At 65.9% G+C, this 24,889-nt stretch carries 23 protein-coding genes and 1 pseudogene; 4 read left to right on the forward strand and 20 right to left on the reverse strand.

Features of this window, described 5'->3' with window-relative positions; genetic code table 11:
* Nucleotides 1-11: 11 nt before the first annotated feature.
* Entirely contained in the window at nt 12-674 is a 663-nt protein-coding gene (locus PMES_RS14430) for a hypothetical protein (protein WP_159966429.1), read from the reverse strand.
* 112 nt (nt 675-786) lie between these two features.
* A complete protein-coding gene (locus PMES_RS14435) occupies nt 787-1,155 on the reverse strand; it encodes a nuclear transport factor 2 family protein (RefSeq protein WP_159966430.1) in 369 nt (122 codons plus the stop codon).
* 107 nt (nt 1,156-1,262) lie between these two features.
* Between PMES_RS14435 and PMES_RS14440 the strand changes: the two genes are divergently transcribed.
* The 4 genes from PMES_RS14440 (at nt 1,263) to PMES_RS14455 (ending at nt 6,164) form a co-directional block, all read left to right on the forward strand.
* Nucleotides 1,263-2,870, forward strand: a complete 1,608-nt coding sequence (locus PMES_RS14440) for a peptide chain release factor 3 (protein WP_159966473.1) — start codon at nt 1,263-1,265, stop codon at nt 2,868-2,870.
* Between the two features lie 134 nt (nt 2,871-3,004).
* Nucleotides 3,005-3,649 (forward strand): VPLPA-CTERM sorting domain-containing protein, encoded by a 645-nt coding sequence (locus tag PMES_RS14445; RefSeq protein WP_159966431.1) that lies wholly within the window; start codon nt 3,005-3,007, stop codon nt 3,647-3,649.
* 195 nt (nt 3,650-3,844) lie between these two features.
* The gene (locus PMES_RS14450; RefSeq protein WP_159966432.1) at nt 3,845-5,494 is read left to right on the forward strand and encodes a DEAD/DEAH box helicase; all 1,650 of its coding nucleotides are present in this window, start codon (nt 3,845-3,847) and stop codon (nt 5,492-5,494) included.
* A gap of 28 nt (nt 5,495-5,522) precedes the next feature.
* Nucleotides 5,523-6,164, forward strand: coding sequence for a hypothetical protein (locus PMES_RS14455; RefSeq protein WP_159966433.1), 642 nt, complete (start codon nt 5,523-5,525; stop codon nt 6,162-6,164).
* A 128-nt stretch (nt 6,165-6,292) separates the two neighbouring features.
* On the opposite strand, the gene PMES_RS14460 is transcribed toward PMES_RS14455, so the two are convergent.
* From PMES_RS14460 to PMES_RS14545, 18 genes and pseudogenes are all read right to left on the reverse strand, one after another.
* Complete coding sequence (locus PMES_RS14460; RefSeq protein ID WP_159966434.1) at nt 6,293-7,960, reverse strand: ribonuclease J; 1,668 nt, start codon at nt 7,958-7,960, stop codon at nt 6,293-6,295.
* Nucleotides 7,957-8,736: a type III pantothenate kinase gene (locus tag PMES_RS14465; RefSeq protein WP_159966435.1), complete on the reverse strand. Its 780-nt coding sequence runs from the start codon at nt 8,734-8,736 to the stop codon at nt 7,957-7,959. The genes PMES_RS14460 and PMES_RS14465 overlap by 4 nt, the downstream gene beginning before the upstream one ends.
* Before the next feature lie 10 nt (nt 8,737-8,746).
* On the reverse strand, nt 8,747-9,496 hold the full coding sequence (locus PMES_RS14470; protein WP_159966436.1) for a biotin--[acetyl-CoA-carboxylase] ligase: 750 nt from the start codon (nt 9,494-9,496) through the stop codon (nt 8,747-8,749).
* Nucleotides 9,486-10,925, reverse strand: coding sequence for an NADH-quinone oxidoreductase subunit NuoN (gene nuoN / locus PMES_RS14475; RefSeq protein WP_159966437.1), 1,440 nt, complete (start codon nt 10,923-10,925; stop codon nt 9,486-9,488). Before nuoN ends, PMES_RS14470 begins: the two co-directional genes overlap by 11 nt.
* A gap of 4 nt (nt 10,926-10,929) precedes the next feature.
* Nucleotides 10,930-12,474: an NADH-quinone oxidoreductase subunit M gene (locus PMES_RS14480; RefSeq protein ID WP_159966438.1), complete on the reverse strand. Its 1,545-nt coding sequence runs from the start codon at nt 12,472-12,474 to the stop codon at nt 10,930-10,932.
* Nucleotides 12,475-14,712 carry an NADH-quinone oxidoreductase subunit L gene (gene nuoL, locus PMES_RS14485; protein WP_159966439.1) on the reverse strand — a complete coding sequence of 746 codons (2,238 nt, stop codon included), beginning with the start codon at nt 14,710-14,712 and terminating at the stop codon, nt 12,475-12,477.
* Nucleotides 14,713-14,716: 4 nt separating this feature from the next.
* Entirely contained in the window at nt 14,717-15,022 is a 306-nt protein-coding gene (gene nuoK / locus PMES_RS14490; protein WP_159966440.1) for an NADH-quinone oxidoreductase subunit NuoK, read from the reverse strand.
* Between the two features lie 64 nt (nt 15,023-15,086).
* Nucleotides 15,087-15,701 (reverse strand): NADH-quinone oxidoreductase subunit J, encoded by a 615-nt coding sequence (locus tag PMES_RS14495; RefSeq protein WP_159966441.1) that lies wholly within the window; start codon nt 15,699-15,701, stop codon nt 15,087-15,089.
* A gap of 35 nt (nt 15,702-15,736) precedes the next feature.
* On the reverse strand, nt 15,737-16,231 hold the full coding sequence (nuoI, locus tag PMES_RS14500) for an NADH-quinone oxidoreductase subunit NuoI (protein WP_159966442.1): 495 nt from the start codon (nt 16,229-16,231) through the stop codon (nt 15,737-15,739).
* A gap of 362 nt (nt 16,232-16,593) precedes the next feature.
* A pseudogene (gene nuoH / locus PMES_RS14505) lies at nt 16,594-17,619 on the reverse strand (NADH-quinone oxidoreductase subunit NuoH); the annotation flags it as partial.
* A gap of 6 nt (nt 17,620-17,625) precedes the next feature.
* On the reverse strand, nt 17,626-18,018 hold the full coding sequence (locus tag PMES_RS14510; protein WP_236549819.1) for a YNQ4 family lipoprotein: 393 nt from the start codon (nt 18,016-18,018) through the stop codon (nt 17,626-17,628).
* A 10-nt stretch (nt 18,019-18,028) separates the two neighbouring features.
* On the reverse strand, nt 18,029-20,035 hold the full coding sequence (gene nuoG / locus PMES_RS14515) for an NADH-quinone oxidoreductase subunit NuoG (protein WP_159966443.1): 2,007 nt from the start codon (nt 20,033-20,035) through the stop codon (nt 18,029-18,031).
* Nucleotides 20,036-20,209: 174 nt separating this feature from the next.
* Nucleotides 20,210-20,611 carry a DUF5333 domain-containing protein gene (locus PMES_RS14520; RefSeq protein WP_159966444.1) on the reverse strand — a complete coding sequence of 134 codons (402 nt, stop codon included), beginning with the start codon at nt 20,609-20,611 and terminating at the stop codon, nt 20,210-20,212.
* A 165-nt stretch (nt 20,612-20,776) separates the two neighbouring features.
* Nucleotides 20,777-21,130, reverse strand: a complete 354-nt coding sequence (locus PMES_RS14525; protein WP_159966445.1) for a hypothetical protein — start codon at nt 21,128-21,130, stop codon at nt 20,777-20,779.
* On the reverse strand, nt 21,127-22,419 hold the full coding sequence (nuoF, locus tag PMES_RS14530) for an NADH-quinone oxidoreductase subunit NuoF (RefSeq protein WP_159966446.1): 1,293 nt from the start codon (nt 22,417-22,419) through the stop codon (nt 21,127-21,129). The genes PMES_RS14525 and nuoF overlap by 4 nt, the downstream gene beginning before the upstream one ends.
* 84 nt (nt 22,420-22,503) lie before the next feature.
* Complete coding sequence (locus PMES_RS14535) at nt 22,504-22,731, reverse strand: DUF5337 domain-containing protein (RefSeq protein ID WP_159966447.1); 228 nt, start codon at nt 22,729-22,731, stop codon at nt 22,504-22,506.
* Between the two features lie 10 nt (nt 22,732-22,741).
* On the reverse strand, nt 22,742-23,668 hold the full coding sequence (locus PMES_RS14540) for a helix-hairpin-helix domain-containing protein (protein WP_159966448.1): 927 nt from the start codon (nt 23,666-23,668) through the stop codon (nt 22,742-22,744).
* Nucleotides 23,669-23,727: 59 nt separating this feature from the next.
* The gene (locus tag PMES_RS14545; protein ID WP_159966449.1) at nt 23,728-24,885 is read right to left on the reverse strand and encodes an NADH-quinone oxidoreductase subunit E; all 1,158 of its coding nucleotides are present in this window, start codon (nt 24,883-24,885) and stop codon (nt 23,728-23,730) included.
* Nucleotides 24,886-24,889 lie beyond the last annotated feature (4 nt).

Here is a 24,889-nt window from a genome sequence, read left to right on the forward strand (position 1 = left end):
ACCCGCCCTGCCTAGCGTCCCGCGAGGAAGTTGCCCTCGGCGCTCAGCGAACCTGCGCCGCTTTGCACGGAACCCGCGATGGTGCCGCGAGTGAACTCGGCGGATGGGCCGTAGAAATCGCCGCTGACGGCGGCGTCGAAATCGAGCGCGCCGCGTGCCTCGGTCAAGGTGCCTTCGAGCCGGCCGCTGATGGTGCCGCCCCCGCCTGCCCCCATCTGACCATCGCGAACGTAGAGCGTGCCGCCGAGCGGGACATCATCGCTGCGGCGCAGGGTCGTAATGCTGCCGATCAGGGTCCCCTGTCCGAAATTAACCACCATGTCGAGATCGCCGTTCATGCTCTGCGCCGAGGGGCCGCCGGAAAGGGTGATGTCGGCAAACCCGCGGTGGATCGCCTGGCCCGCCATCGGGCGCCGTCCGGCCGCGGTCGCCGTGCCCCCGGTCTGCGCATGGAAGTCGGCAAGCAGGGCGCCCTGCGCCGCCGAGCGCTCGGCATAGCTCAGGGAGGTCGATGCCTGCCCCGAGCCGGTGTCGCCATCCGTCCCATCACCCTGCCCGCCCGAGTTGCCGTCACCCTCTCCGGCGCCGGTGCCGCCGCCGAGCGCGGATGACGCGCCGCCCCCGCAGCCCATGAGCAGTAAAAGAAGCGACAACAGGAGAGTAAAACCGCGCAAGATGTGACCTCCGGCCAGTGCAATTGCCACGGATGATCGGGCCGCCAAGGTTAATTTCCCACTAAGCCACCGCCATTTCGACGCGGCGTCCTTGAGCGGTGCGCTGAACCGGCTAGGCTTGGTAGAAGAACTCCTCGCGGCAGATCAGGCCGTCCTGCACATGATAGACGGCAATCTCGCGGTGGCTGACGCGCTCGCCGGTCGCGCGATTGCTCGTATCGCTCTGGAAGACGACGGCGAAGCGGTCGTCGCCATGTGGATAGGGTCCGTCGACACTGTTCGAATGGGTCTCGAAAGTCTCGCTCCACCATTCATGCTTGGCGCGGATCGCATCGCGTCCGTTCCGGATGCGCGGCTGGCCCTCGGCTGCGGCCGCCTCGACCGAGACCGCATCTTCGGCGTAGAGCGTGTCGAGACAGCTTTCATTGTTGCGGCAGGCCGAGACGAGCGCATTCGCAACGGCCATCAACCGGTCGGACATCGTGTTTCCTTTCTTGTGAACACAGCTGGCGAGGAGCGTGACATAGCGCCGGGATGACGACAAGCGAGCCGATTGCGCGCATCGGCGCGCTGGCCTATATCCTGCGGATGCTGGATCATTCTTCCAATTCGCCCGTCCTGCCGCCCGAGATCGCGCGGCGCCGGACCTTCGCCATCATCTCGCATCCCGATGCGGGCAAGACCACGCTGACCGAGAAGTTCCTTCTCTATGGCGGGGCCATCCAGATGGCCGGACAGGTGCGCGCCAAGGGCGAGGCACGGCGCACGCGCTCGGACTTCATGCAGATGGAGAAGGATCGCGGCATCTCCGTCTCCGCCTCGGCCATGTCCTTCGATTTCGACGGCTACAGGTTCAACCTCGTCGACACGCCTGGCCATTCGGACTTCTCCGAGGACACCTATCGCACGCTGACGGCCGTGGATGCGGCGGTGATGGTGATCGACGGCGCCAAGGGCGTGGAGAGCCAGACGCAAAAGCTCTTCGAGGTCTGCCGCCTGCGCGATCTGCCGATCATGACATTCTGCAACAAGATGGACCGCGAGAGCCGGGACACCTTCGATATCATCGACGAGATCCAGGAGAACCTCGCGATCGACGTGACCCCCGCCTCCTGGCCGATCGGCGTGGGGCGCGATTTCATCGGTTGCTACGACATGCTGAATGACCGGCTCGAACTGATGGACCGCGCGGACCGCAACAAGGTGGCGAAGACGGTCCGCCTCGACGGGCTCGACGATCCCAAGATGGCCGAGCATGTGCCGCAGGATCTGCTTGCGCAGCTGCGCGAAGAAGTGGAGATGGCGCGCGAGCTGCTGCCGCCCTTCGATCGCAAGGCGCTCCTCGAGGGCACGCTGACGCCGATCTGGTTCGGCAGCGCGATCAACAGCTTCGGCGTCAAGGAGTTGATGGACGGGATCGGCCGCTACGGCCCCGAGCCGCAGCCGCAATCGGCCACGCCGCGCCAGATCTCGCCCGACGAGACCAAGGTTTCGGGCTTCGTCTTCAAGGTGCAGGCCAACATGGACCCCAAGCACCGCGACCGGGTGGCCTTCGTGCGCATGGCCTCGGGGCATTTCAAGCGCGGCATGAAGCTGACCCATGTGCGCAGCAAGAAGCCCATGGCGATCTCCAACCCCGTGCTGTTCCTGGCCTCCGACCGCGAGCTTGCCGAGGAGGCATGGGCGGGCGACATCATGGGCATCCCGAACCACGGCCAGCTCAGGATCGGCGACACGCTGACCGAGGGCGAGGCGCTGCGCGTCACCGGCATCCCCTCCTTCGCGCCCGAGCTGCTGCAGACTTGCCGGGCGGGTGATCCGATGAAGGCCAAGCATCTGGAAAAGGCGTTGATGCAGTTCTCCGAGGAGGGGGCTGCGAAGGTCTTCAAGCCGATGCTGTCCTCCGGCTTCATCGTGGGCGTGGTCGGGCAGCTGCAATTCGAGGTTCTGGCCAGCCGGATCGAGCTGGAATACGGCCTGCCGGTGCGCTTCGAGCCATCGCAGTTCACCTCGGCGCGCTGGGTTACCGGACCGCAGGCGGCGATCGACAAGTTCGTCAACGTCAACAAGGGCCATATCGCCGAGGATAATGACGGCGACGTCGTCTACCTTACGCGCCTGCAATGGGACATCGACCGCATCGAGCGCGATCACCCCGAGCTGACCCTGAACGCGACGAAGGAAATGATGGTCTGAAACTTCGGCGATTGGCCACCGATCGGTGCCAATCGCCGCTGTATAACGGCGTTTTCGGGGCAGAATGCGTCCGAAAGATGACAGGTCAGCCGAGCTCTGCCACTGCTTTCGCAGGACAATTCGGGAGAGCTGGAATGAAGTCACTCATCATGGCACTCGCCTTCGCGATCGGGGCCGCGGCGGCCGCTTCGACGGCATTGGCGAAAACCTACATCCAGACGCAGGAGATCGGGCCGGTCACCGGCTTCGCGCATGAGCTGGCCCCCTTCGCGCGTCATGACGGCCCCGGGCGGCTCGAAAGTGCCGTGCTGAGCTATACCATCACCGCCGGGATGCCGATCTGCGCGATCTGCACGAGCCTGCCCTTCGCCGCGGCGAGCTTCATGCCCCTGCCCACCGATACGGGCCTTCCCCTCTATCGCTCCGAGCTGCGGGGAAGCGGCGCTTATGGACCGATGGCGCAGATCTCGACCCCCACACTTGCCTTGCCCGGCATGAACACGCTCCTGCGCGGCAATATCGAGATGCGCGATTTGTCGGATTTCACCGGCAGCGGCCTCGTTGCGGGCGCCCTGACCCTCGCCGGTCTGACCTTCTCGAACGGTCTCGGCCAGCCGTTCTCCATCGCGACCCCGAGCCTCTTCGAGGGCAGCATGTCACTGCGCTACGAGGTGGCCGATATCGCGCCGGTGCCGCTGCCCGCCTCGATGCCGCTCCTCCTCGGCGCATTCGCGGTGGCGGCCGGGTTGCGCCGCCGCGCGGTACGCGCCACCGCATGACGGGCCGCAGCGTCCGAAGCCTCGGCAGGCACGCGTTACAACATATCGAGAGCCCGCCGCAGCACCGCGTTGACCACGTCCAAGATATCCAGTAACGACGGGTCCTATCGGGGAGAGCCAGCATTGGCGGCCATCCGGGCCATGTCCCCATCAGATGCGCGGGCCGCAAGAGGGTCCGTGAACCAACGGATCACAATGACCAAATTCAGCGACCTGAACCTGGACGCCAAAGTCCTCAAAGCCATCGAAGAAGCCGGGTACGAAACCCCGACCCCCATACAGGCCGGCGCCATTCCCGCCGCGCTCGACGGGCGCGACGTGCTGGGCATCGCGCAGACCGGGACCGGCAAGACCGCGAGCTTCACCCTGCCGATGATCAACATGCTCGGCCGCGGCCGCGCACGGGCACGGATGCCGCGCAGCCTCGTCCTGGCCCCGACCCGCGAGCTTGCCGCGCAGGTCGCCGAGAACTTCGACACCTATGCCAAGTATACCAAGCTGACCAAGGCGCTGCTGATCGGGGGCGTCTCCTTCAAGGAGCAGGACGCGCTGATCGACAAGGGTGTCGACGTGCTGATCGCGACGCCCGGCCGTCTGCTCGATCATTTCGAGCGCGGCAAGCTGCTGCTGACCGGGGTGCAGGTGATGGTCGTCGACGAGGCGGACCGGATGCTGGACATGGGGTTCATCCCCGATATCGAGCGCATCTTCTCGCTCACGCCCTTCACCCGGCAGACGCTTTTCTTCTCCGCCACCATGGCGCCCGAGATCGAGCGGATCACCAATACCTTCCTGAGCAATCCCGAGAAGATCGAGGTCGCACGCCAGGCCACCGCGTCCGAGACGATCACCCAGGGCGTCGTGATGTTCCGCGCCAGCCGCAAGGACCGCTCCGCTTCGGAGAAGCGCAAGGTACTGCGCGCGCTCATCGATGCCGAGGGCGACGCCTGCAGCAACGCGATCATCTTCTGCAACCGCAAGGTCGACGTGGACGTGGTGGCCAAGAGCCTCACGAAGAACGGATATGACGCCGCGCCCATCCACGGGGATCTGGAACAGTCGCAGCGCACGCGCACCCTTGAGGGCTTCCGCGAAGGCAAGCTGCGCTTCCTCGTCGCCTCCGACGTCGCGGCGCGCGGGCTCGACGTGCCCGCGGTGAGCCATGTGTTCAATTTCGACGTTCCGGGCCATGCCGAGGATTACGTGCACCGCATCGGGCGTACGGGACGCGCCGGGCGTGACGGCAAGGCGATCATGATCTGCTCCACCTCCGACGAGAAGAACCTCGAGGATGTCGAGCGGCTGATCGAGAAGGAAATCCCGCGGATCGACAACCCGCTGGGCCAAAGCGCCGCCGCCGATCCCGAAGCGCCGGCACGTCCCGCGGAGGAGAGCCCGGAGAGCGGCGAGCAGCCCAAGCGCACCCGCTCGCGCCGGAAGCCGAAGGACAGCGCGTCCAGCGCCAGGAGCGGCGAGGCCCCATCCGAAACGGCACCGGTCGACGCCCCGGGCGCTCCTGCCGAGACGCCCCCCGCAACAGAGACCGCACAAGGCGTTCAGGATGACGCGGCCCCCAAGGCGCCCGCACGGGAAACCGCCGAGGCCGCGCCTGAGCCGGCACCCGCCGCGCAGGCCGATGAGGCGCCCGAGCAAAAGCGTCCGGCGCGCGGCAAGGGAAGCCGCTCCGATCGTGGCCGCGACAAGTCGCAAGGTCAGCAATCGGGCAACGAGCAGCCGCGCCAAGGCCGCAACGATCGCCAGCGCGGCGGCGAAGTCGTCGTGGGAATGGGCGATCATCTTCCGAGCTTCATTGCAAAGAGCTTCGAAGAGCGGCAGGCTAGCTGACAGGTTCAGTTACTCGAAGAGATCGAACATGATCAGAATCATCGCGGCCGCCGCCCTGTTGACCGGGGCGGCAAGCGGCGGCGTGTCCGCCGAACAGCTCTGCCTCGCGCATGTGAACGCGCAGGAAATCGTCATCGACCGGGACTTGCTCGGCGACGAGGTCCCCAAGGCCTCGCTCGCCCGCCGTGCCCTTGGCTGGCCCTCGCGCAAGCTCGACGCGCTGAAGGGCGACTACCCCGAATGCGGTCCTGAAATCCTGATCCGCTCGCTCGCGCAGACCGTTCCCGAGGATGAGGTCGCCGGCTATTGCCTTGCCGAGGACCCCGAACAGGGATGGCTGCTCGTTCCGGGTGAGCGCGGGGCCCGGGGGCGCTGTGCCAAGACCGCCTGCGAGCGGGTTAATGGCGCCAAAACGGCCGCGATCAACACGGCGGTCAAGGCCATCGACCTGTCGCGCGGCCCGGAACCCGATCCCGATGGCAGCGACATGGACGCCGTGCTGCACAGCTCCGGCGCGGCCATCCTGAAGGGATCGTCGAGCTATATCCTGGGTGCGCTGGGGTCCGCGGCATCCGGTGCCGGGGCCGCGCTTTCCGCGCCGGCGGTCATCGCGGCGGCGAGCGTCTCGCTCGTGGCAGTGGGCGGCGCGGTCTATCTCTGCTCGGAATAACGCGTCGCTGAACTCGGCGGATGAGGCGGCGCAACCGCCACTTCATCCGCCGGTCGGGCGATGCGCGGTCCTGCCGCACATCGCCATCTACCGGGGCCCGTTTCGCGGGGCCCATCTTGTCGGCCGGTTCAGCTCAGCCGGCTGACGACCACCGAAACCTCGGGCTTGCGCCCGATCTCGTTGAGGCAGCTTTGCCGCGCGGTGCGCCGCAAGGCCTCGTCGAGCTTGTCATCGTCGATCAGCGTCTTGTCATTGGCCCGGCCGAGCATCTGCGCGAGATCCGCCTCGAGCACATCGGTCAGGGCCGTGCCGGACCGGCCGGTCTCCGGCAGGCCCATGAGCTCGACCCAGGGATCGCCGAGGGGCGTGTCGTCCTCGTCCATGATCAGGGTCACGATGACATGACCGTTGAGCGCCATCCGGATCCGGTCGCGCACGACGCCGTCCATCGCACCGATCTGCACCGCCCCGTCGAGATAGGTCCGGCCCGTCTCGACGAAATCGACCACTTCGGGCTTGTTCCCGGACAGCGACACACAGGTGCCGTTCGGTGCCAGAACAGCGGTGCGGCCGAGCGACTTGGCAAGCTTCACATGCTCGCGCAGGTGCCGGTGCTCGCCATGCATCGGGATCACCGCTTGCGGGCGCACCAGTTCGTGCATCGCCTTGAGGTCGGGCCGGTTGGCATGGCCCGAGACGTGGTAGCGGCCATCATCGTCATCGACCACATCGACGCCCATCTCGGAGAAGGCGTTCATGATGCGGATCACACCGCGCTCGTTGCCCGGGATAGTCTTCGACGAAAAAAGGAACGTATCGCCATCCGAGAGCTTCAGTCCGAGATACTTGCCGCGGGAAAGCTGCGCGCTGGCCGCACGGCGCTCGCCCTGGCTGCCGGTCACGATCAGCATCAGGTCGTCGCGCGGGATCTCGCGCGCTTCCTCGGGGCTGACGGTCGTGGGAAAATCGCTCAGCACGCCTGTCGAGACGGATGCCTCGATCATCCGGCGCATCGCCCGGCCCAGAAGGCAGACCGAGCGTCCTGCGGCGATGCCGGCCTCAGCGAGGGTCTTCACCCGCGCCACGTTGCTGGCGAAGGTGGTCGCGACGACCATGCCTTCCTGCTCGGCGACGAGGCGGCGGATTTCGGGGCCGACGGAGGATTCGGACCGTCCCTCGTGGCTCGAGAAGACATTGGTCGAATCGCAGACGAGTGCGAGAACCCCCTGCTTCGACACGCTTGCCCAGAGCTCGCGGTCGAATGGCTCGCCGACACCGGGCGCCATGTCGATCTTGAAGTCACCGGTGTGGATCACCCGTCCTGCGGGCGTGTCGATCACCAGTCCCGAGCTTTCGGGGATCGAGTGGGAGACCGGCAGGAAGCCCACCTTGAAAGGCCCGGCCTCGACGGTGTCGGGCCAGACATTCGCCACCACGACCGCCTTGGGATCGCCGCCCTGCTCCTCCATCTTGCGCCTTGCGTGATGGGCAGTGAAGACGCGCGCATGGACCGGCGCGCGCAGACGCGACCAAAGATGCCCGACGGCACCGACATGGTCCTCATGCGCGTGGGTGATGAAGATCCCCTCGATCCGGTCGGCACGCTCCTCGAGCCATGCGATGTCGGGAAAGATCAAATCGACGCCAGGGGTGCTGTCCATGTCGGGAAAGGTCACGCCAAGATCGACCACGATCAGCCGCTCCTCTCCGGGCGCGCCATATCCGTAGACATAGCAGTTCATCCCGATCTCACCGGCGCCGCCGAGGGGGAGGTAAATCAGCCGTTCGCTGTTCATATGTGGCTTGTATCCTTGTTATAGGCGTTGATGACGGTCAGGCCGTGCATCGTCAGGTTATCTTCGAAAGAATCAAATAGGTCTTCGCCCTGCTGGAACAAAGGGGCAAGCCCGCCCGTGCCGACGACCTTGATGTCGCGGCCAAGCTCCCGGCGGATGCGGTTCACGATCCCGTCGATCAGCCCGACATAGCCCCAGAAAATCCCGGACTGCATGCAGGCGACCGTATTGGTGCCGATGACCTTCTCGGGCTGGGTCACGTCGACATTGGGCAAGGCCGCGGCCGCTTCGTGCAGCGCCTGCAGCGACAGGTTGACCCCCGGCGAGATCACGCCCCCGATATAGGCGCCATCCTCGGCGACGACATCGAAGGTCGTGGCCGTGCCGAAATCCACGATCACCAGGTTGCCCCCATGCAGATCGAAGCCGCCGACGGTATTGACCAGCCGGTCCGGTCCCACCTGCGCGCCGCTATCCACCCGGATATCGACCGGCAGCCGGCATTCGGGTTTGCCCACGACAAGCGGACGGCAATCGAAATAGCGGCTGCACAGGACACGCAGGTTGAACACGACCCGCGGTACGGTGCTGCTGATCACCACCTCGTCGATCTCGGCGTCGATCTTCTGAAGGGTCATCAGCGTGGAGAGCCAGACGTAATACTGATCCGCCGTGCGGTTCCAGTCGGTCGCCGTGCGCCAGGTCGCGAGAAACTCGCGCCCGTTCCAGATGGAGAAGACGGTATTGGTGTTTCCGCAATCGATGGCGAGCAGCATCGGGTCCCCCTCAGAAGAACACGTCGGCGGCCGCGATGGAACGCGGACCGTCGGCGCAGTCGAGTATCAACTGCCCGGCAGGATCGATGGTGCGGAAGATGCCCTCGATCACCCCATCACCGGTGCGCGCGCTGATCGTCTCGCCGAGACGGGCGGCGGCACGGAGCCATTTTTCCCGGATCGGCTCGAAGCCCAGCCGCTCGAGGATGGCCTCCTCGGTCGCGTAGTGATCGGCCAACCGGGCGAGGAAGGCCTCCGGCGCGATGTTGCTCCCGCCCTGCCCCGTCAGCGACACCGGCGGGAAAGCGGCGTCCGGCTCGGCGACGGGGGCCTGCGCGAGATTGACGCCGATCCCGATGGCCAGCCAATCGACCTGGCCCCCACTGCCTGCAGATTCAAGCAAGATGCCCGCGATCTTGCCTCCATCGAGCAGCACGTCATTGGGCCACTTGGTCGCCAGCCGCGTGCGGTCGACCTCCAGGGCGAGGGTCTCGAAAAGCGCGTTCGCCGCGAGAAAGGAGCGCAGCGCGGCCCATCCGGGCACGCCGCCGGGGCGCATCACGAGCGTTGCGGAGAAATTGCCATCGGGGCTCGCCCAGGTGCGCCCCCGCCGGCCCCGCGCTGCCGTCTGGCGATGCGCCATGATCCATGTCGGCCGGTCCAGCTCCGGCGCGATCCGCGCGGCATAGGCATTCGTGCTGTCGACGCTGTCGAGCACGATCCGCTCGTAGCCCCGCGGAAAACCGCCCTCAGTTGACAAGTGTCGCAGCGGCCAACGCGGCAGCTCCCTCGATCCCGAAGAGGTTGACGATGCCGAAAACCATCGCCGCCGCCGAGGCCATCAGGAAGCCCCACAGCACCCGCGATCCGCCCGTGTCGAGCGCCTCGGTCTCGGCGCCGAAATACATCAGGTAAATGATGCGCAGGTAGTAGAAAGCCGCGATCGCGGAGGCGATCACCCCCAGGATGGCGAGCCACCCGAGATCGGCCTGAACGGCGGCGCTCAGCACGTAGAACTTGCCGAAGAAGCCCAGAAGCGGCGGCACGCCGGCCATTGAGAACATCAAGACCAGCACCGCCAGCGCCTTCAGCGGTTCCTGCCGCGAATACATCGACAGCGCGGAGATGCGCACCACCGGGCGGCCGTCGCGCTCCATCCCGAGGATGAAGGCGAAGGTACCGATGTTCATCGTGACGTAGATTGCCATGTAGACCAGCATCGCCTGCACGCCGTAGGCCGTGCCGCTCGCAAGGCCCATCAGCGCGAAGCCCATGTGATTGATCGAGCTGTAGGCCATCAGACGCTTGATGTCGGTCTGCCCGATCGCCGCGATGGCGCCGAGGAACATCGAGGCCACGGAGAGCAGCGCCACGATCTGTTGCCAGTCGCCGACGATCCCGCCGAAAGCGTCGTGAACGACCCGGGCAAAGAGCGCCATGGCCGCGACCTTCGGCGCGGTGGCGAAGACGGCCGTGACCGGTGTGGGCGAGCCCTCGTAGACATCCGGGGTCCACATGTGGAAGGGCGCGGCCGACACCTTGAAGGCAAGGCCGGAGGCGATGAAGACGAGACCGAAGAGCAGGCCGAGCGGCATGTCGCCCGCGGAAGCGGCAAGGAAGATCCCGTCAAAAAGGGTCGTTCCGGCAAAGCCGTAGGTCAGCGATGCCCCGTAGAGCAGCAGGCCCGAGCTGAGCGCGCCAAGGACGAAATACTTCAGGCCGGCCTCGGTGGATTTCACGCTGTCACGCCGCAGCGAGGCAACCACGTAGAGCGCGAGCGATTGCAGCTCGAGCCCCATGTAGAGGACCATCAGATCGCCGGCGCTGACCATGACCATCATGCCGACCACGGCAAGGGCGACGAGGAGCGGATACTCGAAGCGCAGAAGGCCGCGCCGCGCCATGTAGCCCTCGCTCATCACCAGAATGGAGGCGGCGCTGAGCAGGATCGTGACCTTCGCGAACCGCGAGAAGCCGTCATCCTTGAACGAGCCACCGAAGGCCGCGAGGTCGTTCTGCCCCGAGAAACCGATCCATGCGGCGAGCAGCACGAAGACGCCGCCCGTCAGCCATGTCAGGAGCGGCCCGTGTTCGTCCTTGCCGGTATAGACCGCGCCGAGCAGCGCGACGAGCGCGTAGAAGGCGAGGACGAATTCCGGCAGGACGGTCGAGAAATCAGCAGAGGTCATGCGCTCACTCGTGGGCTTGGGCGACAGTGGTGGCCTCGGCCTCGGCCTGCGCGGTGCGAACCTCGTTCAGCAAGGCGGAGACGGAGGGGCCGATCCTGTCGGTGACAAGGCTGGGATAGACACCCAGAAGGATGGTCATGACCGCGAGGGGCGCGAAGATCCAGCGCTCGCGGGCGGTCATGTCGGTGATGGATTTGAGAGATTCCTTGATCAGGTCGCCAAGCACCACGCGGCGGTAGAGCCAGAGCGCGTAGGCCGCCGAGAGGATCACGCCGAGCGTCGCGACCGATGCGACCCAGGTGTTGACCTGGAACATGCCCATCAGGGTCAGGAACTCGCCCACGAAGCCGGACGTGCCGGGCAGCCCGACATTGGCCATGGTGAAGAGCAGGAAGACCGCGGCATAGGCCGGCATCCTGTTCACGAGGCCGCCATAGGCATCGATGTCACGCGTATGCATCCGGTCATAGATCACGCCGACGCACAGGAAGAGCGCGCCGGAGATGAAGCCGTGGCTGATCATCTGGAAGATCGCGCCGTCGATCCCCTGCTGCGTCGCGGTGAAGATACCGGCCGTGACATAGCCCATATGCGCGATGGAGCTGTAGGCGATCAGCTTTTTCATGTCCGTCTGCGCGAGGGCCACGAGCGAGGTGTAGACGATGGCGATCGCGCTCAGCCACAGAACGAGCGGTGCGAGCAGGTCGGAGGCGACGGGGAACATCGGCAGGCTGAAGCGGAGGAAGCCGTAGCCGCCGAGCTTCAGCAAGATCGCCGCCAGCACGACGGAGCCCGCGGTCGGCGCCTGAACATGTGCATCGGGAAGCCAGGTATGGACGGGCCACATCGGCATCTTGACCGCGAAACTGGCGAAGAAGGCAAGCCACAGGATCGTCTGCAGGCCGCCGGCCACGTGCAGGCCGAAGAGCGTGAAGCCGTCGCTTGCGAAGCTGTGCGCCAGCAGGGCCGGAATGTCGGTCGTTCCCGCGTCGACATACATGGCGATCATCGCCACCAACATCAGGACCGAGCCGAGGAAGGTGTAGAGGAAGAACTTGAACGCGGCGTAGATGCGCTCCTTGCCGCCCCAGATACCGATGATGAGGAACATCGGGATCAGGCCCGCCTCGAAGAAGAGGTAGAAGAGAACGAGGTCCAGCGCCATGAACACGCCCAGCATCAAGGTTTCGAGCACGAGGAAGGCGATCATGTATTCCTTGACCCGGACCTTCACGTCCCAGCAGCTCAGGATGACGAGCGGCATCAGGAAGGTGGTCAGCATGACGAAGAGCACGCTGATCCCGTCGACGCCCATCTTGTAGTTGAGGCCGAGGATCCACTCCGCCTCCTCGACGAACTGGAAGCCCGTATCGGCCGCGTCGAAGCCCGCGAGGATGAAGAGCGACAGCACGAAACTGGCGCTGGTCGCGATCAGCGCCAGCCACTTGGCATTCGCGCGCGCGGCATCGTCATCGCCGCGCAGGAACAGCGCGAGGATCGCGGCGCCCACCAGCGGGATGAAGGTGACGATCGAGAGCAGACTGTCCATTTAGTGCGCCCCTCCGCTGAGCGTCATCCAGGTGATGAGGATCGCGATGCCGAGCACCATCGCGAAGGCGTAGTGAAAGAGGTAGCCGCTCTGCGCCCTGCCAGCGAGGCGGGCGAGAAAGGGAATGATTCCGAGCGCAAGGCCGTTGATCCCGCCATCGATGATCTTGCCATCGCCGCGCCGCCACAGGAGGCCGCCGAGCGCCTTGACGGGGCGCACGATGAGAACGTCGTAGAGCTCGTCGAAATACCACTTGTTGAGCAGGAAGAGGTAAAGCGGCCGCTGGTTCTCTGCGATCTTGCCCGGAAGGTCGGGGCGGCGGATATACATCACGTATGCGCCCACGAAGCCCAGGAGCATCGCGATGAACGGGGCGATCTTTACGGGGAGCGGCGCGTGGTGCGCCGCATCGAGCACATCATTGCCGGGCGCCATGTAGATCGCGCCGCTGCCCGTCCAGCCCTCTGCCGCCGCGCCATGCGCGTCTTCGGCGCTGGCGTGATCGGTCGCGGTCTGTGCCGGCTCGGCCACGGCGCCGAGTGCGGCTTCGACATCGCCCTCGGCGAGTTCCGCCACGGCGGCCGATGCGCCGGCGCCATGATCCTCGCCCGGCGCGACGCCGAGCGCCGCTTGCGCGTCTTCGCCGTGATCATCACCGCCAGCCGCTTCGCCATGGGCGCCGGCGCTCTGCTCGCCATGCACAGCTTCGATACCGAAGAAGCGGTTAACCTGCTCGTGCGAGCCGAAGAAGGCACCCGACCAGACCATGCCCGAGAAGATCGCGCCGATCGCCAGAACCCCCAGCGGGACGAGCATGACGGTCGGGCTTTCATGCGCACTGGCATGCGCTTTCTTGTTGCCGCGCGGCGTGCCGTAGAAGGTGAGGAACATGAGGCGCCAGCTGTAGAAGCTGGTGAACATCGCGGAGATGACCAGCAGCCAGAAGGCATATGCGCCCGGCCCGGACATCGCGCCCCAGGCGCTCTCGATGATCGCGTCCTTGCTCAGGAAGCCCGCAAAGCCGATCCCGGTCAGCGGGATGCCGACACCGGTGATGGCCAGGGTTCCGATCATCATCGCCCAGAAGGTATAAGGCATCTTCTTTCGCAGGCCGCCATAGTTCCGCATGTCCTGCTCGTGATGCATCCCGTGGATGACCGAGCCTGCACCAAGGAACAGCATCGCCTTGAAGAAGGCATGCGTCAGGAGGTGGAACATCGCAGCCGAATAGACGCCCACGCCGGCGGCGACGAACATGTAGCCGAGCTGCGAGCAGGTCGAATAGGCGATGACACGCTTGATGTCCGTCTGCACCAGACCGACGGTCGCGGCGAAGAATGCGGTGGTCGCCCCGAGCACGGTGATGAAGGCCGTCGCGTTCGGCGCGAATTCCATCAGCGGCGACATGCGCACCACCAGAAAGACGCCGGCTGTGACCATCGTCGCGGCATGGATGAGCGCCGAGACCGGGGTCGGGCCCTCCATCGCGTCCGGCAGCCAGGTGTGCAGCAGCAGCTGCGCCGACTTGCCCATCGCGCCCACGAAGAGAAGGAAAGCCACGACCTCGGCCGCGTTCCACTCGGTCCAGAGGAATTCGAGCTCGGTTTGCGCGATCTGCGGAGCCGCCGCGAAGATCACGTCGAAGCTGATCGAATCCACGAGGAAGAAGAGCGCGAAGATGCCGAGGGCGAAGCCGAAATCGCCGACACGGTTGACCACGAAGGCCTTGATTGCCGCCGCGTTCGCCGAAGGCTTGCGGTAATAGAAGCCGATCAGCAGGTAGGAGGCGACGCCGACGCCTTCCCAGCCGAAGAACATCTGCACCAGGTTGTCCGCCGTCACCAGCATCAGCATCGCGAAGGTGAAGAAGGACAGGTAGGCAAAGAAGCGCGGCCGGTAGCTCTCTCCGGGGCGGAAATTCTCGTCATGCGCCATGTAGCCGAAGCTGTAGAGATGCACGAGGCTGGAGACGGTGGTGATGACGATCAGCATGATCGCCGTTAGCCGGTCGAGCCGGATCGCCCAGTCGGTGCTCAGCGAGCCACTCTCGATCCAGCGCAGAATCTGGATATGCTCAATCTCGGTATCGAGGGTGAAGAACACGATCCAGGACAGGAATGCCGAAAGCATAAGCAGACCGGTCGCGGTCCATTGGGCGGCCTTCTCGCCGATCACGCGCCAGGCGAAGCCGCAGATCAGCGCGCCCAGCAAGGGGGCGAAGAGGATGATCGTTGCCATGCTGTCAGCCTTTCATCACGTTGACGTCTTCAACGTCGATGGTGCCGCGGTTGCGGAAGAAGCAGACCAGGATCGCAAGGCCGATCGCCGCCTCGGCGGCCGCGACGGTCAGCACGAAAAGGGTGAAGACCTGGCCCACGAGATCGTTCAGGAATGCCGAGAACGCGACGAAATTGATGTTCACCGCGAGGAGCATCAGCTCAATCGACATCAGGATGATGATGACGTTCTTGCGGTTCAGAAACAGTCCGAAGATGCCGATCACGAAGAGCGCGGCGGCGACGGTCAGGTAATGCTCTAATCCAATCATGCTGGGCTCCGGTCGGAATGACCCGCGGTGATGCCGCGGCGGTTTTGGGGTGCCGGGCGCGGGGTCAAAGCCCCTGCCCCGGTTTCACGTCGCGCAGTTCGAGCGCCTTGGCAGGATCGCGGTACATCTGCGCGAGGACATCCTGCCGTTTCACGTCGCTGCGGTGGCGCAGCGTCAGGACGATCGCCCCGATCATCGCGACGAGCAGGATGAGCCCGGCGAGCTGGAAGAGGAGAATGTAGTCGTCGTAGAGGATCCGGCCGAGAAGCTGCGTGTTATGCGCGGTGTCGTATTCGAGCGGAACGGCGGCGCGCAGATCGCCCGCGATCGGCGAGACTTGCCAGACACCGAAAGCGATCGCCAGCTGCATCAGGATGATGACACCGATCAGGAGGGCGAGCGGCATGTATTTCGCCATCTCGCCCTTGAGCTCGGCGAAATCCACGTCGAGCATCATGACCACGAACAAGAAGAGCACGGCGACCGCGCCCACATAGACGATGACAAGGAGCATTGCGACGAATTCGGCCCCGACGAGCACGAAGAGCCCCGCCGATCCCAGGAAGGAGAGGATGAGCCACAGCACGGAATGCACCGGGTTGCGGCTGATCACCGTCAGGAGCCCTCCGGCAACCACCGTGATGGCGAAAAGGTAGAATGCGAAATCGGCGGGGCCCATGATCTTGTCCTTCGGTCCAGTCCAGCTTGCAACGCTCAGCGGTAGGGCGCGTCGATCTCGAGATTGCGCGCGATCTCGGCTTCCCAGCGTTCGCCATTCTCGAGAAGCTTGGTCTTGTCGTAATAGAGCTCTTCGCGGGTCTCGGTGGAGAACTCGAAATTGGGGCCCTCGACGATCGCATCCACCGGACAGGCCTCCTGGCAGAAGCCGCAATAGATGCATTTCGTCATGTCGATGTCGTAGCGCGTGGTGCGGCGGCTGCCATCGCTGCGCGGCTCGGCGTCGATGGTGATCGCCTGCGCGGGACAGATCGCCTCGCAAAGCTTGCAGGCGATGCACCGCTCCTCGCCGTTGGGATAGCGCCGCAGCGCGTGCTCGCCGCGAAAGCGCGGGCTGAGCGGCCCTTTTTCATGCGGGTAGTTCAACGTCGCCTTGGGCTTGAAGAAATACTTCAGGCCGAGGCCGAGCCCCTTGAAGAAGTCGGCGAGGAGGAAGTAGCGCCCGGCGCGGGCATAATCGATCTGCGTCATCTTGCGGCCCTTTCCAGAACCCTGTTCAGAAGCGCGTCGCGCGCGGGTGCGGGATGCGCGGCGCGGAATTCATCGTGGCGCGGGGTGGTGCCCGACCCTGCCCCGGCGCAGAGCACCAGCGTGTCGAGGGCGGCGAAGCGCGCGGCGGCCTCTTGCGGGATGGCCCAGCCGCCGGCGAGCGCCCGTTCCATGGCCTCGGCGGCACCGTCATAGGCATCGGCGACGGGCACGAAGGCACCGGGCGCGGGCCGGTTGGTGATGACGCTGTCATCCTCCAGGAGGGCCGCGCGGTCATCTGTGCCGAGCGGCGCCACGAAGTCGGCGCGCGCCTCGGCGCATTCGGGCAGGATCGTGGTGTCGTCCCAGCGGGCATAGGCACCGCCGAAGAGGCCGAAATGCGCAAGGAAGGCGACCAGAACGACCCAGGCCAGCGAGAACGGCAGGAAGACCTTCCAGCCAAGGCGCATCAGCTGGTCATAGCGGTAGCGCGGGACCACGGCCTTCACCAATGCGAAGAGGAAGAAGATGACGAGCATCTTGATCATCATCCACAGGATGCCATCCGGCAGGAACGGCAGGGGCGAGAGCCAGCCGCCGAAGAACAGGATCACCATCAGCGCGCAGAGGAAGACGATGGCGGTGTATTCGCCGATCATGAAGAGCAGGAAGGGCGTCGAGCTGTATTCGACCTGGTAGCCGGCGACCAGCTCCGATTCGGCCTCGGGAAGGTCGAAGGGCGGGCGGTTCGTCTCGGCGAGTGCCGAGATGAAGAACAGGAAGACCATCGGGAAATGCGGCAGCCAGTACCAGCTGAAGAGACCCCAGCCCCCGTCCTGCGCATGGACGATCTGGCTCAGGTTCAGCGATCCGGTCGACAGGATGACGCCAACGAGGATGAGGCCGATCGAAACCTCGTAGGAGATCATCTGCGCCGCCGAGCGCAAGCTCCCCAGGAAGGGATATTTCGAGTTCGACGCCCAGCCACCCATGATCACGCCGTAGACCTCGAGCGAGGAGATGGCGAAGATGTAGAGGATCGCGACGTTCAGGTCGGCCAGAACCCAGCCATCGTTGAACGGCATCACCGCCCACAGGATGAGCGGCAGCGTGAAGGCGGCGATGGGCGCGAGGAAGAACACCGTCCTGTCGGCACCGGCCGGCACGACGATCTCCTTGAGAATGTACTTCAGGAAGTCGGCGAAGGATTGCAGCAGGCCGAAGATGCCGACCACGTTGGGGCCCCTGCGCATCTGCACGGCCGCCCAGACCTTGCGATCGGCGTAGAGGAGAAAGGCCATGCTGACCAGCAGCATCACCGTCACCAGAAGCGCCTGACCGAGCGTGAGCAGGGCGATGCCGGTATTGGTCTGGGTAAAGAATTCAGCCATCGATCCTCACACCGTCGGTATTTCATTCTCGGCGCAGGTGGCCACGACGACTTCGGCGTCGAGCGTCTTTGCCCCCTGCGGTAGCGCTGGCGAGATGGTGTAAACCGCATCTCCCCGCCAAATGCCACCCTCTTCGTCTACATTCGTACGCAAGTGGCGCGCAAATCCATATCCCCGGATCAGGGTGTATTGCGCCGCCGCGCATTCGGCATAGGCGGCAACGTCGGCCGCCGATCCCGCACCCTCCATCTCGACGAGGAAATTCACCAGATCGCCATCGAGCAGCCGCGTCTGCACCCCGTGATAGAGCGGCGGCGCCGCCTCGCCGGCGGGCGGTGCGTGCGGCGCCGCGGCGCAGCCCGCGAGGATAAGCGAGGCCGCCCCCGCCGCGCATCTCATCGCGCTGGCCTCATTCCGCGGCCAGGGACGTTCCGGCGCGGGCTTTCGCTCCGGCGCTGAGCTCGGCCATCAGCTGGCTCGCTCGCGCGATCGGGTTGGTGAGGTAGTGGTCGCGCACCGAGACGGAGAATTCGCCCTCGCCGAGCGTTCCCTGCTCGACGGCGGACCAGTCATTCTCGGCCACCTGGTCGAGCTTGCCCAGATGCGGCTGCGCCTTGATCAGCGCGCGCCGAAGCGCCGCGATGGAATCGAATGGCAGAACCGAACCCATCTCCCCCGAAAGCGCGCGCAGGATGGCCCAGTTCTCCTTGGCCTCGCCCGGAGGGAAGCTGGCACGGAGGGCGAGTTGCGGCCGGCCTTCGGTGTTCACGAAGAGACCCTGCTCCTCGGTATAGGCCGCACCCGGAAGGATGATGTCGGCGCGGTGCGCGCCCCTGTCGCCATGGCTGCCTTGATAGATGACGAACTTACCGGCCGGGATCTCGACCTCGTCGGCGCCCAGGTTGTAGATCACGTCCGCGGCGGAGATGTCGGACATGCCGTTCGGCGCAGTGCAGCCCACATCCATCGCCCCGACGCGGCCAGCGGCCCCGTGCAGGACGAGGAACTTGCCGCCGAGTGCCTCTGCGAGCGCCATCGCGTGCCCGAGGATCCCGGCCCCGTCGCCGCCCCGAAGCGCCCCCTGCCCCACGATGACGACCGCGTTCTCGGTCTGCTGCGCGCCGCTCAGCGCGTCCGCGAGGGCTTTGCGGCCCGTACCGTGGTGCTCGTAATCATAGGTCAGATCGACCGCGGGTCCGATCAGCCCGATATCGGCGCCGCGCAGCCAGGCCTTGCGCAGGCGCGCGTTGAGCACCGGCGCCTCGCTGCGCGGATCGGTCCCGATCAGGATGACTTGCGCGGCGCTGTCCAGATCCTCGATCCGGGCGGTCCCGACATAGGCAGAGCGGTTGCCGGCGGGCAGCCACGCGCCGTCGGTCCGGCATTCGACTCGCCCGCCCGCACCGGTGATCAGCTCCTTGAGCGCATAGGCCGCCTCGGTGGGCACCAGATCGCCCACGAGGCCGGCGACCGTCTTGTCCTTCATCGCCGCGGCAGCGGCCGAAAGCGCCTCGGGCCAGCTGGCGGGGCGCAGTTTGCCATTCTCGCGGATATAGGGCTTGTCGAGCCGCTGCCGGCGCAAACCGTCCCAGACGAAACGCGTCTTGTCGGAGATCCACTCCTCGTTCACGCCGTCATGGTTGCGCGGCAGGATGCGCATCACTTCGCGGCCCTTGGTATCGACGCGGATGTTCGAGCCGAGCGCGTCCATCACGTCGATCGTCTCGGTCTTGGTCAGCTCCCAAGGGCGGGCGGTGAAGGCGTAGGGCTTGGAGGTCAGCGCGCCGACGGGGCACAGGTCGATGATGTTGCCCTGCATCTCCGAATCGAGCGTGGCGCCGAGATACGAGGTGATCTCCGAATCCTCGCCGCGCCCCGTCTGACCCAGCTCGGGAATGCCAGCCACCTCGGTGATGAACCGCACGCAGCGGGTGCAGGAGATGCAGCGTGTCATATGCGTGCCGACCAAGGGTCCCAGATCGAGATTGGCCACCGCCCGCTTGGGCTCGCGGTAGCGCGAGAAATCGACACCGTAGGCCATCGCCTGGTCCTGCAGGTCGCACTCGCCGCCCTGATCGCAAATCGGGCAATCGAGCGGGTGGTTGATGAGCAGGAACTCCATCACCCCCTCGCGGGCCTTCTTGACCATCGGCGAATTGGTACGGACTTCGGGCGGCGCGCCCTCGGGACCCGGACGCAGGTCGCGCACCTGCATGGCGCAGGACGCGGCGGGCTTGGGCGGGCCGCCGACCACCTCGACGAGACACATGCGGCAGTTGCCAGCGATCGAAAGCCGTTCGTGATAGCAAAAGCGCGGGATCTCGATGCCCGCTTCCTCGCAGGCCTGGATCAGCGTCATGGCGGGATCGACCTCGATCTCGCGCCCGTCGATGATGATCTTGCGCAGCTCGCTCATGGCTGTCTCCCGTCCGTGGCAGAGCCGCCGCTCCGCGCCAAATGCCGGGGCTGGCGCATGGCCGCCCCCGCTGCTGTCTTGCCGCAGCCACCTCCGGAGTTCAACGGCGTTGTTGTCAAACGGGCCTCGGGGGGCCGGTAGAACTCACGCCTGCGGAACCGCGCCCCCCGGTGCTCAGTCGCCTTTCAGAAGGCGTCCCGCGGCGCTGTCGGCGGCGATCTCCTCGCGGCCCACGGCGCAATATCCCTCGGGCTTGCCCGGAACCGCACCGCGCCCGCGCAGATCATCGCGGATGACCGCCCTGAGCTTTTCCTTCTCGGCCTTGTTATCCGTCAGGGCCGATATCTCATCGCGGCTGTAGCCGGCATCGCGGGCATAGCCCTCGAGGGATTTAAGGTAGGTCCACGCGCGGATCATGCGCGGCGAGATGGAGGGGCAATTCTTGCGAACCTCGTCCGCGAGGCCGATGGCATAGAAGCCCGATCTGACGGTCTCGTTCTGATGCAATGGCGGTTTTGCAAAAGCCGGCGCCGCCAGGGCGCCAAGCATTGCAGCGAGTATGACTGTTCTGGGCATGCGGTCACTCCTGTGATCATGCGATCCTGGATCGTCCCGTGGATCTGGGGACGGCTCGCTGCCATTTCATCCCCTGCTAGCCGGGAGATCAATGGGCCGGCGCCTTGCCGCACGCGAGCGTGAAGTCATGAGCGCCGCGCCGCCCGCCTCCGGCAAAGACGCGCCTCAGCGATCCTCGCACCGTCCGGCCGCAAGGAGATCCCGGCCACGCCGCTCGAGGGTCCATTCCCCGGCCGCGCCCTGCCGCCATGCGATATTCGTGGTGCCGTAATTGAGCAGGCAGAAGGATGTCGCGGGATAACGCAGGCTCTCGCGGACCTGCGCGAGCGTGGCGCCGGCACCCTCGGCGCGCACCGTGAAGGCACGCGGATCGCTGTCGGAGCGCGCCAGACGCGCCTCGAAGGGCAGTGGCGTCTCAGGCTCGCCCGTGGGGGCGAAGAGGTCGATGCGGTTGAGAAGGCCGCAGCCCGGCAGGGTCAACAGCATGGCGAGACCGGCGATGAGTGCTGCGCGTGTCATTCTGCGGCGACATGCCTTGCGCCGGAGCGCTTATGGGCGATCCGGTCCTCGATCTCGTCACGGAAATGCCGGATGAGGCCCTGGATGGGCCAGGCGGCCGCATCGCCAAGTGCGCAGATCGTATGCCCCTCCACCTGCTTGGTGACATCGAGCAGCATGTCGATCTCCGCCGGGTCAGCGTCCCCCTTCACGAGACGGTCCATGACGCGCATCATCCAGCCCGTTCCCTCGCGGCAAGGCGTGCACTGCCCGCAGCTTTCATGCTTGTAGAACTTGGACAGGCGCCAGATCGCCTTGATGACGTCGGTCGACTGATCCATGACGATCACCGCCGCCGTCCCGAGGCCCGACCGCTGCTCGCGCAGCCAGTCGAAATCCATGATCGCCTCCTTCATCACCCCGCCCGGAAGCAGCGGAACCGACGAGCCGCCGGGGATCACCGCCTTGAGGTTGTCCCAGCCGCCGCGGATGCCGCCGCAATGCCTGTCGATCAGCTCCTCGAAGGAAATCGACATCTCCTCCTCGACGACGCAAGGGTGGTTCACATGGCCCGAGATCGCGAAGAGCTTGGTGCCCGCGTTGTTCGCCCGGCCGAAGCCCGCGAACCATTCGGGGCCCCGGCGCAGGATCGTGGGGACGACCGCGATGCTCTCGACATTGTTGACCGTGGTCGGGCAACCATAGAGGCCCGCGCCTGCCGGAAAGGGCGGCTTCATGCGCGGCATGCCCTTCTTGCCCTCGAGGGATTCGAGAAGTGCGGTCTCCTCGCCGCAGATATAGGCGCCGGCGCCGTGGGTCAGGTAGAGGTCGAAATCCCAACCCGATCCCGCGGCATTGGCCCCCAGCAGCCCGTCATCATAGGCCGCGTCGATCGCCGCCTGAAGTGCCTCGCGCTCGCGGATATATTCGCCGCGGATATAAATGTAGCAGGCATGGGCCTGCATCGCGAAACTGGCGATCAGGCAGCCCTCGATCAGGGTATGGGGATCATGGCGCATGATCTCCCGGTCCTTGCAGGTGCCGGGCTCCGATTCATCGGCATTGATGACGAGGTAGCTCGGCCGCCCGTCGCTCTCCTTGGGCATGAAGGACCATTTGAGCCCGGTCGGAAAACCCGCCCCGCCCCGGCCCCGAAGGCCGCTCGCCTTCATCTGGTCAATGATCCAGTCCCGGCCCTTCTGGATGATCCCCGCCGTGCCGTCCCAATGGCCGCGCGACTTCGCCCCGGCAAGGGAGCGGTCATGCATGCCGTAGATATTGGTAAAAATGCGGTCCTGATCGCTCAGCATCTGACTCATCCTTTGGTTCACGCGGCCACGGCATCGCATGCCATGGCCGTAGGTCGGGGGGCGCCGGGACAAGCCGGCGGCCCATCATTCGTTTCGGCGCGCCTTCCAGATCTGGAAGACGACCACCAGCGCCCAGAAGAACGCCGCCAGCGCCGCCAGGTCGAAGAGGAAGACGAACCGCGCCGGCAGCCCGATCTTCGCACCGGCAAATTGCAGCCCCATCCATGCCACCATGGTGGAGGCCATCACCATGCCGACCATCCTGGCCTTGCGCGCGGTGCGGCGGTCCTGCCGGGCGGGCTCCGTGCTCATCCGCCGCCGCCTAGGCCTGCCCGGAGGGCGCCATGGCGCGGGCCTGCGTCACCCACTCGTCGCGGCTTGCGCGGCCCTTGAAGCCCTCGAGGTTGCCGTCGACCCAGCGAAGCTCGTCCTGGCTCCAGCCGGCAATCTGTTCGTAATGGTAGATGCCCATTTCGTTGAGCATGTCCTCGAGCTTCGGGCCGATCCCGCGGATCTTCTGCAGATCGTCCTTCCGGCCGCCGCGCGGCGCGTCCATTGCGGCCGGTCGCCGCTCCTGCACGCCTTCGGTCTCGCCGTTCCGCGGCGCCGCGCCCTCATCGGCTCGCGTGTTGCCCCCCTCGTAGCGCCAGCTTCCCTTGCGCGCGGCAAGGTCATCCTGCCCCGGAAGGGGTTTGCTGGCCTGGATCCGACCCGCGGGACGTTCGCCTTCCATCTCGGCATCGCCCTGCCCGGATGGCTCCGGCGCGCGCTCCCCGGTTGCTTCCTCGCCAAGATCGCCCCGCGCGCCCGGTGTCGGCGCCGGCGCGGTTTCCTCGGAGGCGGGGGCGCCACCGGCCGACTCTTTTGCAGCGCGCTCCCCGTCGCTTCCAGCGTCTGGCGTCTGGTCTTGTGTTTCCGCAGAGGCATCGGCCTCGAATTCCGGTGCGCCATGGGCCGTTTCGTCCCGGGGCGTCTCGGGCGACGGCTTTGCCGCGCCGGTCGTGCTTGAAGTGTCCGTTCCGGTCGTGCTTGAGGCAGGAGGCGCGTCCGCGGTCTTGGTGGCGGCGGCATCGCCCTGCCCCGCGCCGAATGCCAGCGCCGCGGCCACCGCCCCTGCGAGGACGAGCCCGAGCAGGATCGCCGCTACGAAGCCGTAGCCCATGAGCAGGAACAGCACGAAGGCGCCGGCGCCGACGCCGGCGGCGATCATGGCGCCGTTGCCCGATGGTTTCTCAGATTGTCCGTTCATCCCGGTATCCTCCTGAAACGGAGCCTGTTCCGGCTCCCCGCCAGGAGCCTATCGCCGTTTCAGCTTTCTGTCTGCCCGTCACGAAGCGCCTGCGCCTGGCCGGTCCAGTCATCCCGGCTCGCGCGCCCGCCCGCCCCCTCGAGATGGGCGTCGACCCAGGCGATCTCGGCCGGACCCCATTCCGCGATCTGCTCGTAGTGATAGATCCCCATCTCGTGCAGCAGTCCCTCGATGCCGGCGTCGATGCCGGTGATCCTCTGAAGATCGTCGGGCCTGCCCTCGCGGGGAGCGCCCAGCCGGGCCGGCTCGCTGACATGCGGCGCGGATTGAGCGGCCTGGCCGTTCTTGGGGCGGCCCATCTCGACAGCCTCGGCGGCCTGTTCGGTCACGCCGGTCTCGTCTGCAGGCTTGCCTTCGGAAGAGCGCGGCCCCGGCGTGGGCGCCTGCGCGGGCGAGGATGGCGGCATCAGGTCGTCGCGATTGCGCGGCGGCTGCGCGTCGGCGGTATTGCCCTTGCGCCACGGGGTCAGCAGCGGGACCTCGGTTCCGTCGATCCGGCGGATCGTGTCGCCGATATCCCTGGCGAGGGTCACGCTGGCATTATGCGCGGCGCTCTCACCCTCCTCTGGCACGAGGCTCGTCGCCCCGCCGGCGGGTTCTGCGGCGAAACGCCCGCTTTGCGGACCCGGCAGCGGAACCTCGCCAGCCGCGAAGCGGTCCAGCAAAGCGCCGAAACTTTCGGTCGTCAGGTCCTCGTAGTAATCCTTGCCGATCTGCACCATCGGCGCGTTCGCGCAGGCGCCAAGGCATTCGACCTCCTCCCAGGAAAAGCGTCCGTCACCGCTGAGCTGATGGGCCTTGGGTGCGATCTTCTCACGGCAGACCGCGATCAGATCCTCGGCGCCGCAGATCATGCATGACGTGGTTCCGCAGACCTGCACATGGGCGAGGCTGCCGACCGGCTGCAGCTGGAACATGAAGTAGAAGGTCGCGACCTCGAGCACCCTGATATAGGCCATGTCGAGCATCCGCCCGATTTCCTCGATCGCCGGCCGGCTCAGCCAGCCCTCCTGCTCCTGCGCACGCCACAGGAGCGGGATCACGGCGCTGGCCTGACGCCCGGCGGGATACTTGCTGATCTGCGCCTCGGCCCAGGCATGGTTGTCCGGGGTGAAGGAGAAGCTCTCGGGCTGTTCGGGATGCAGGCGGCGCAGCATGGAT

The sequence above is a fragment of the Profundibacterium mesophilum KAUST100406-0324 genome (genome assembly GCF_009835145.1).
Taxonomy (GTDB): Bacteria; Pseudomonadota; Alphaproteobacteria; order Rhodobacterales; family Rhodobacteraceae; genus Profundibacterium; species Profundibacterium mesophilum.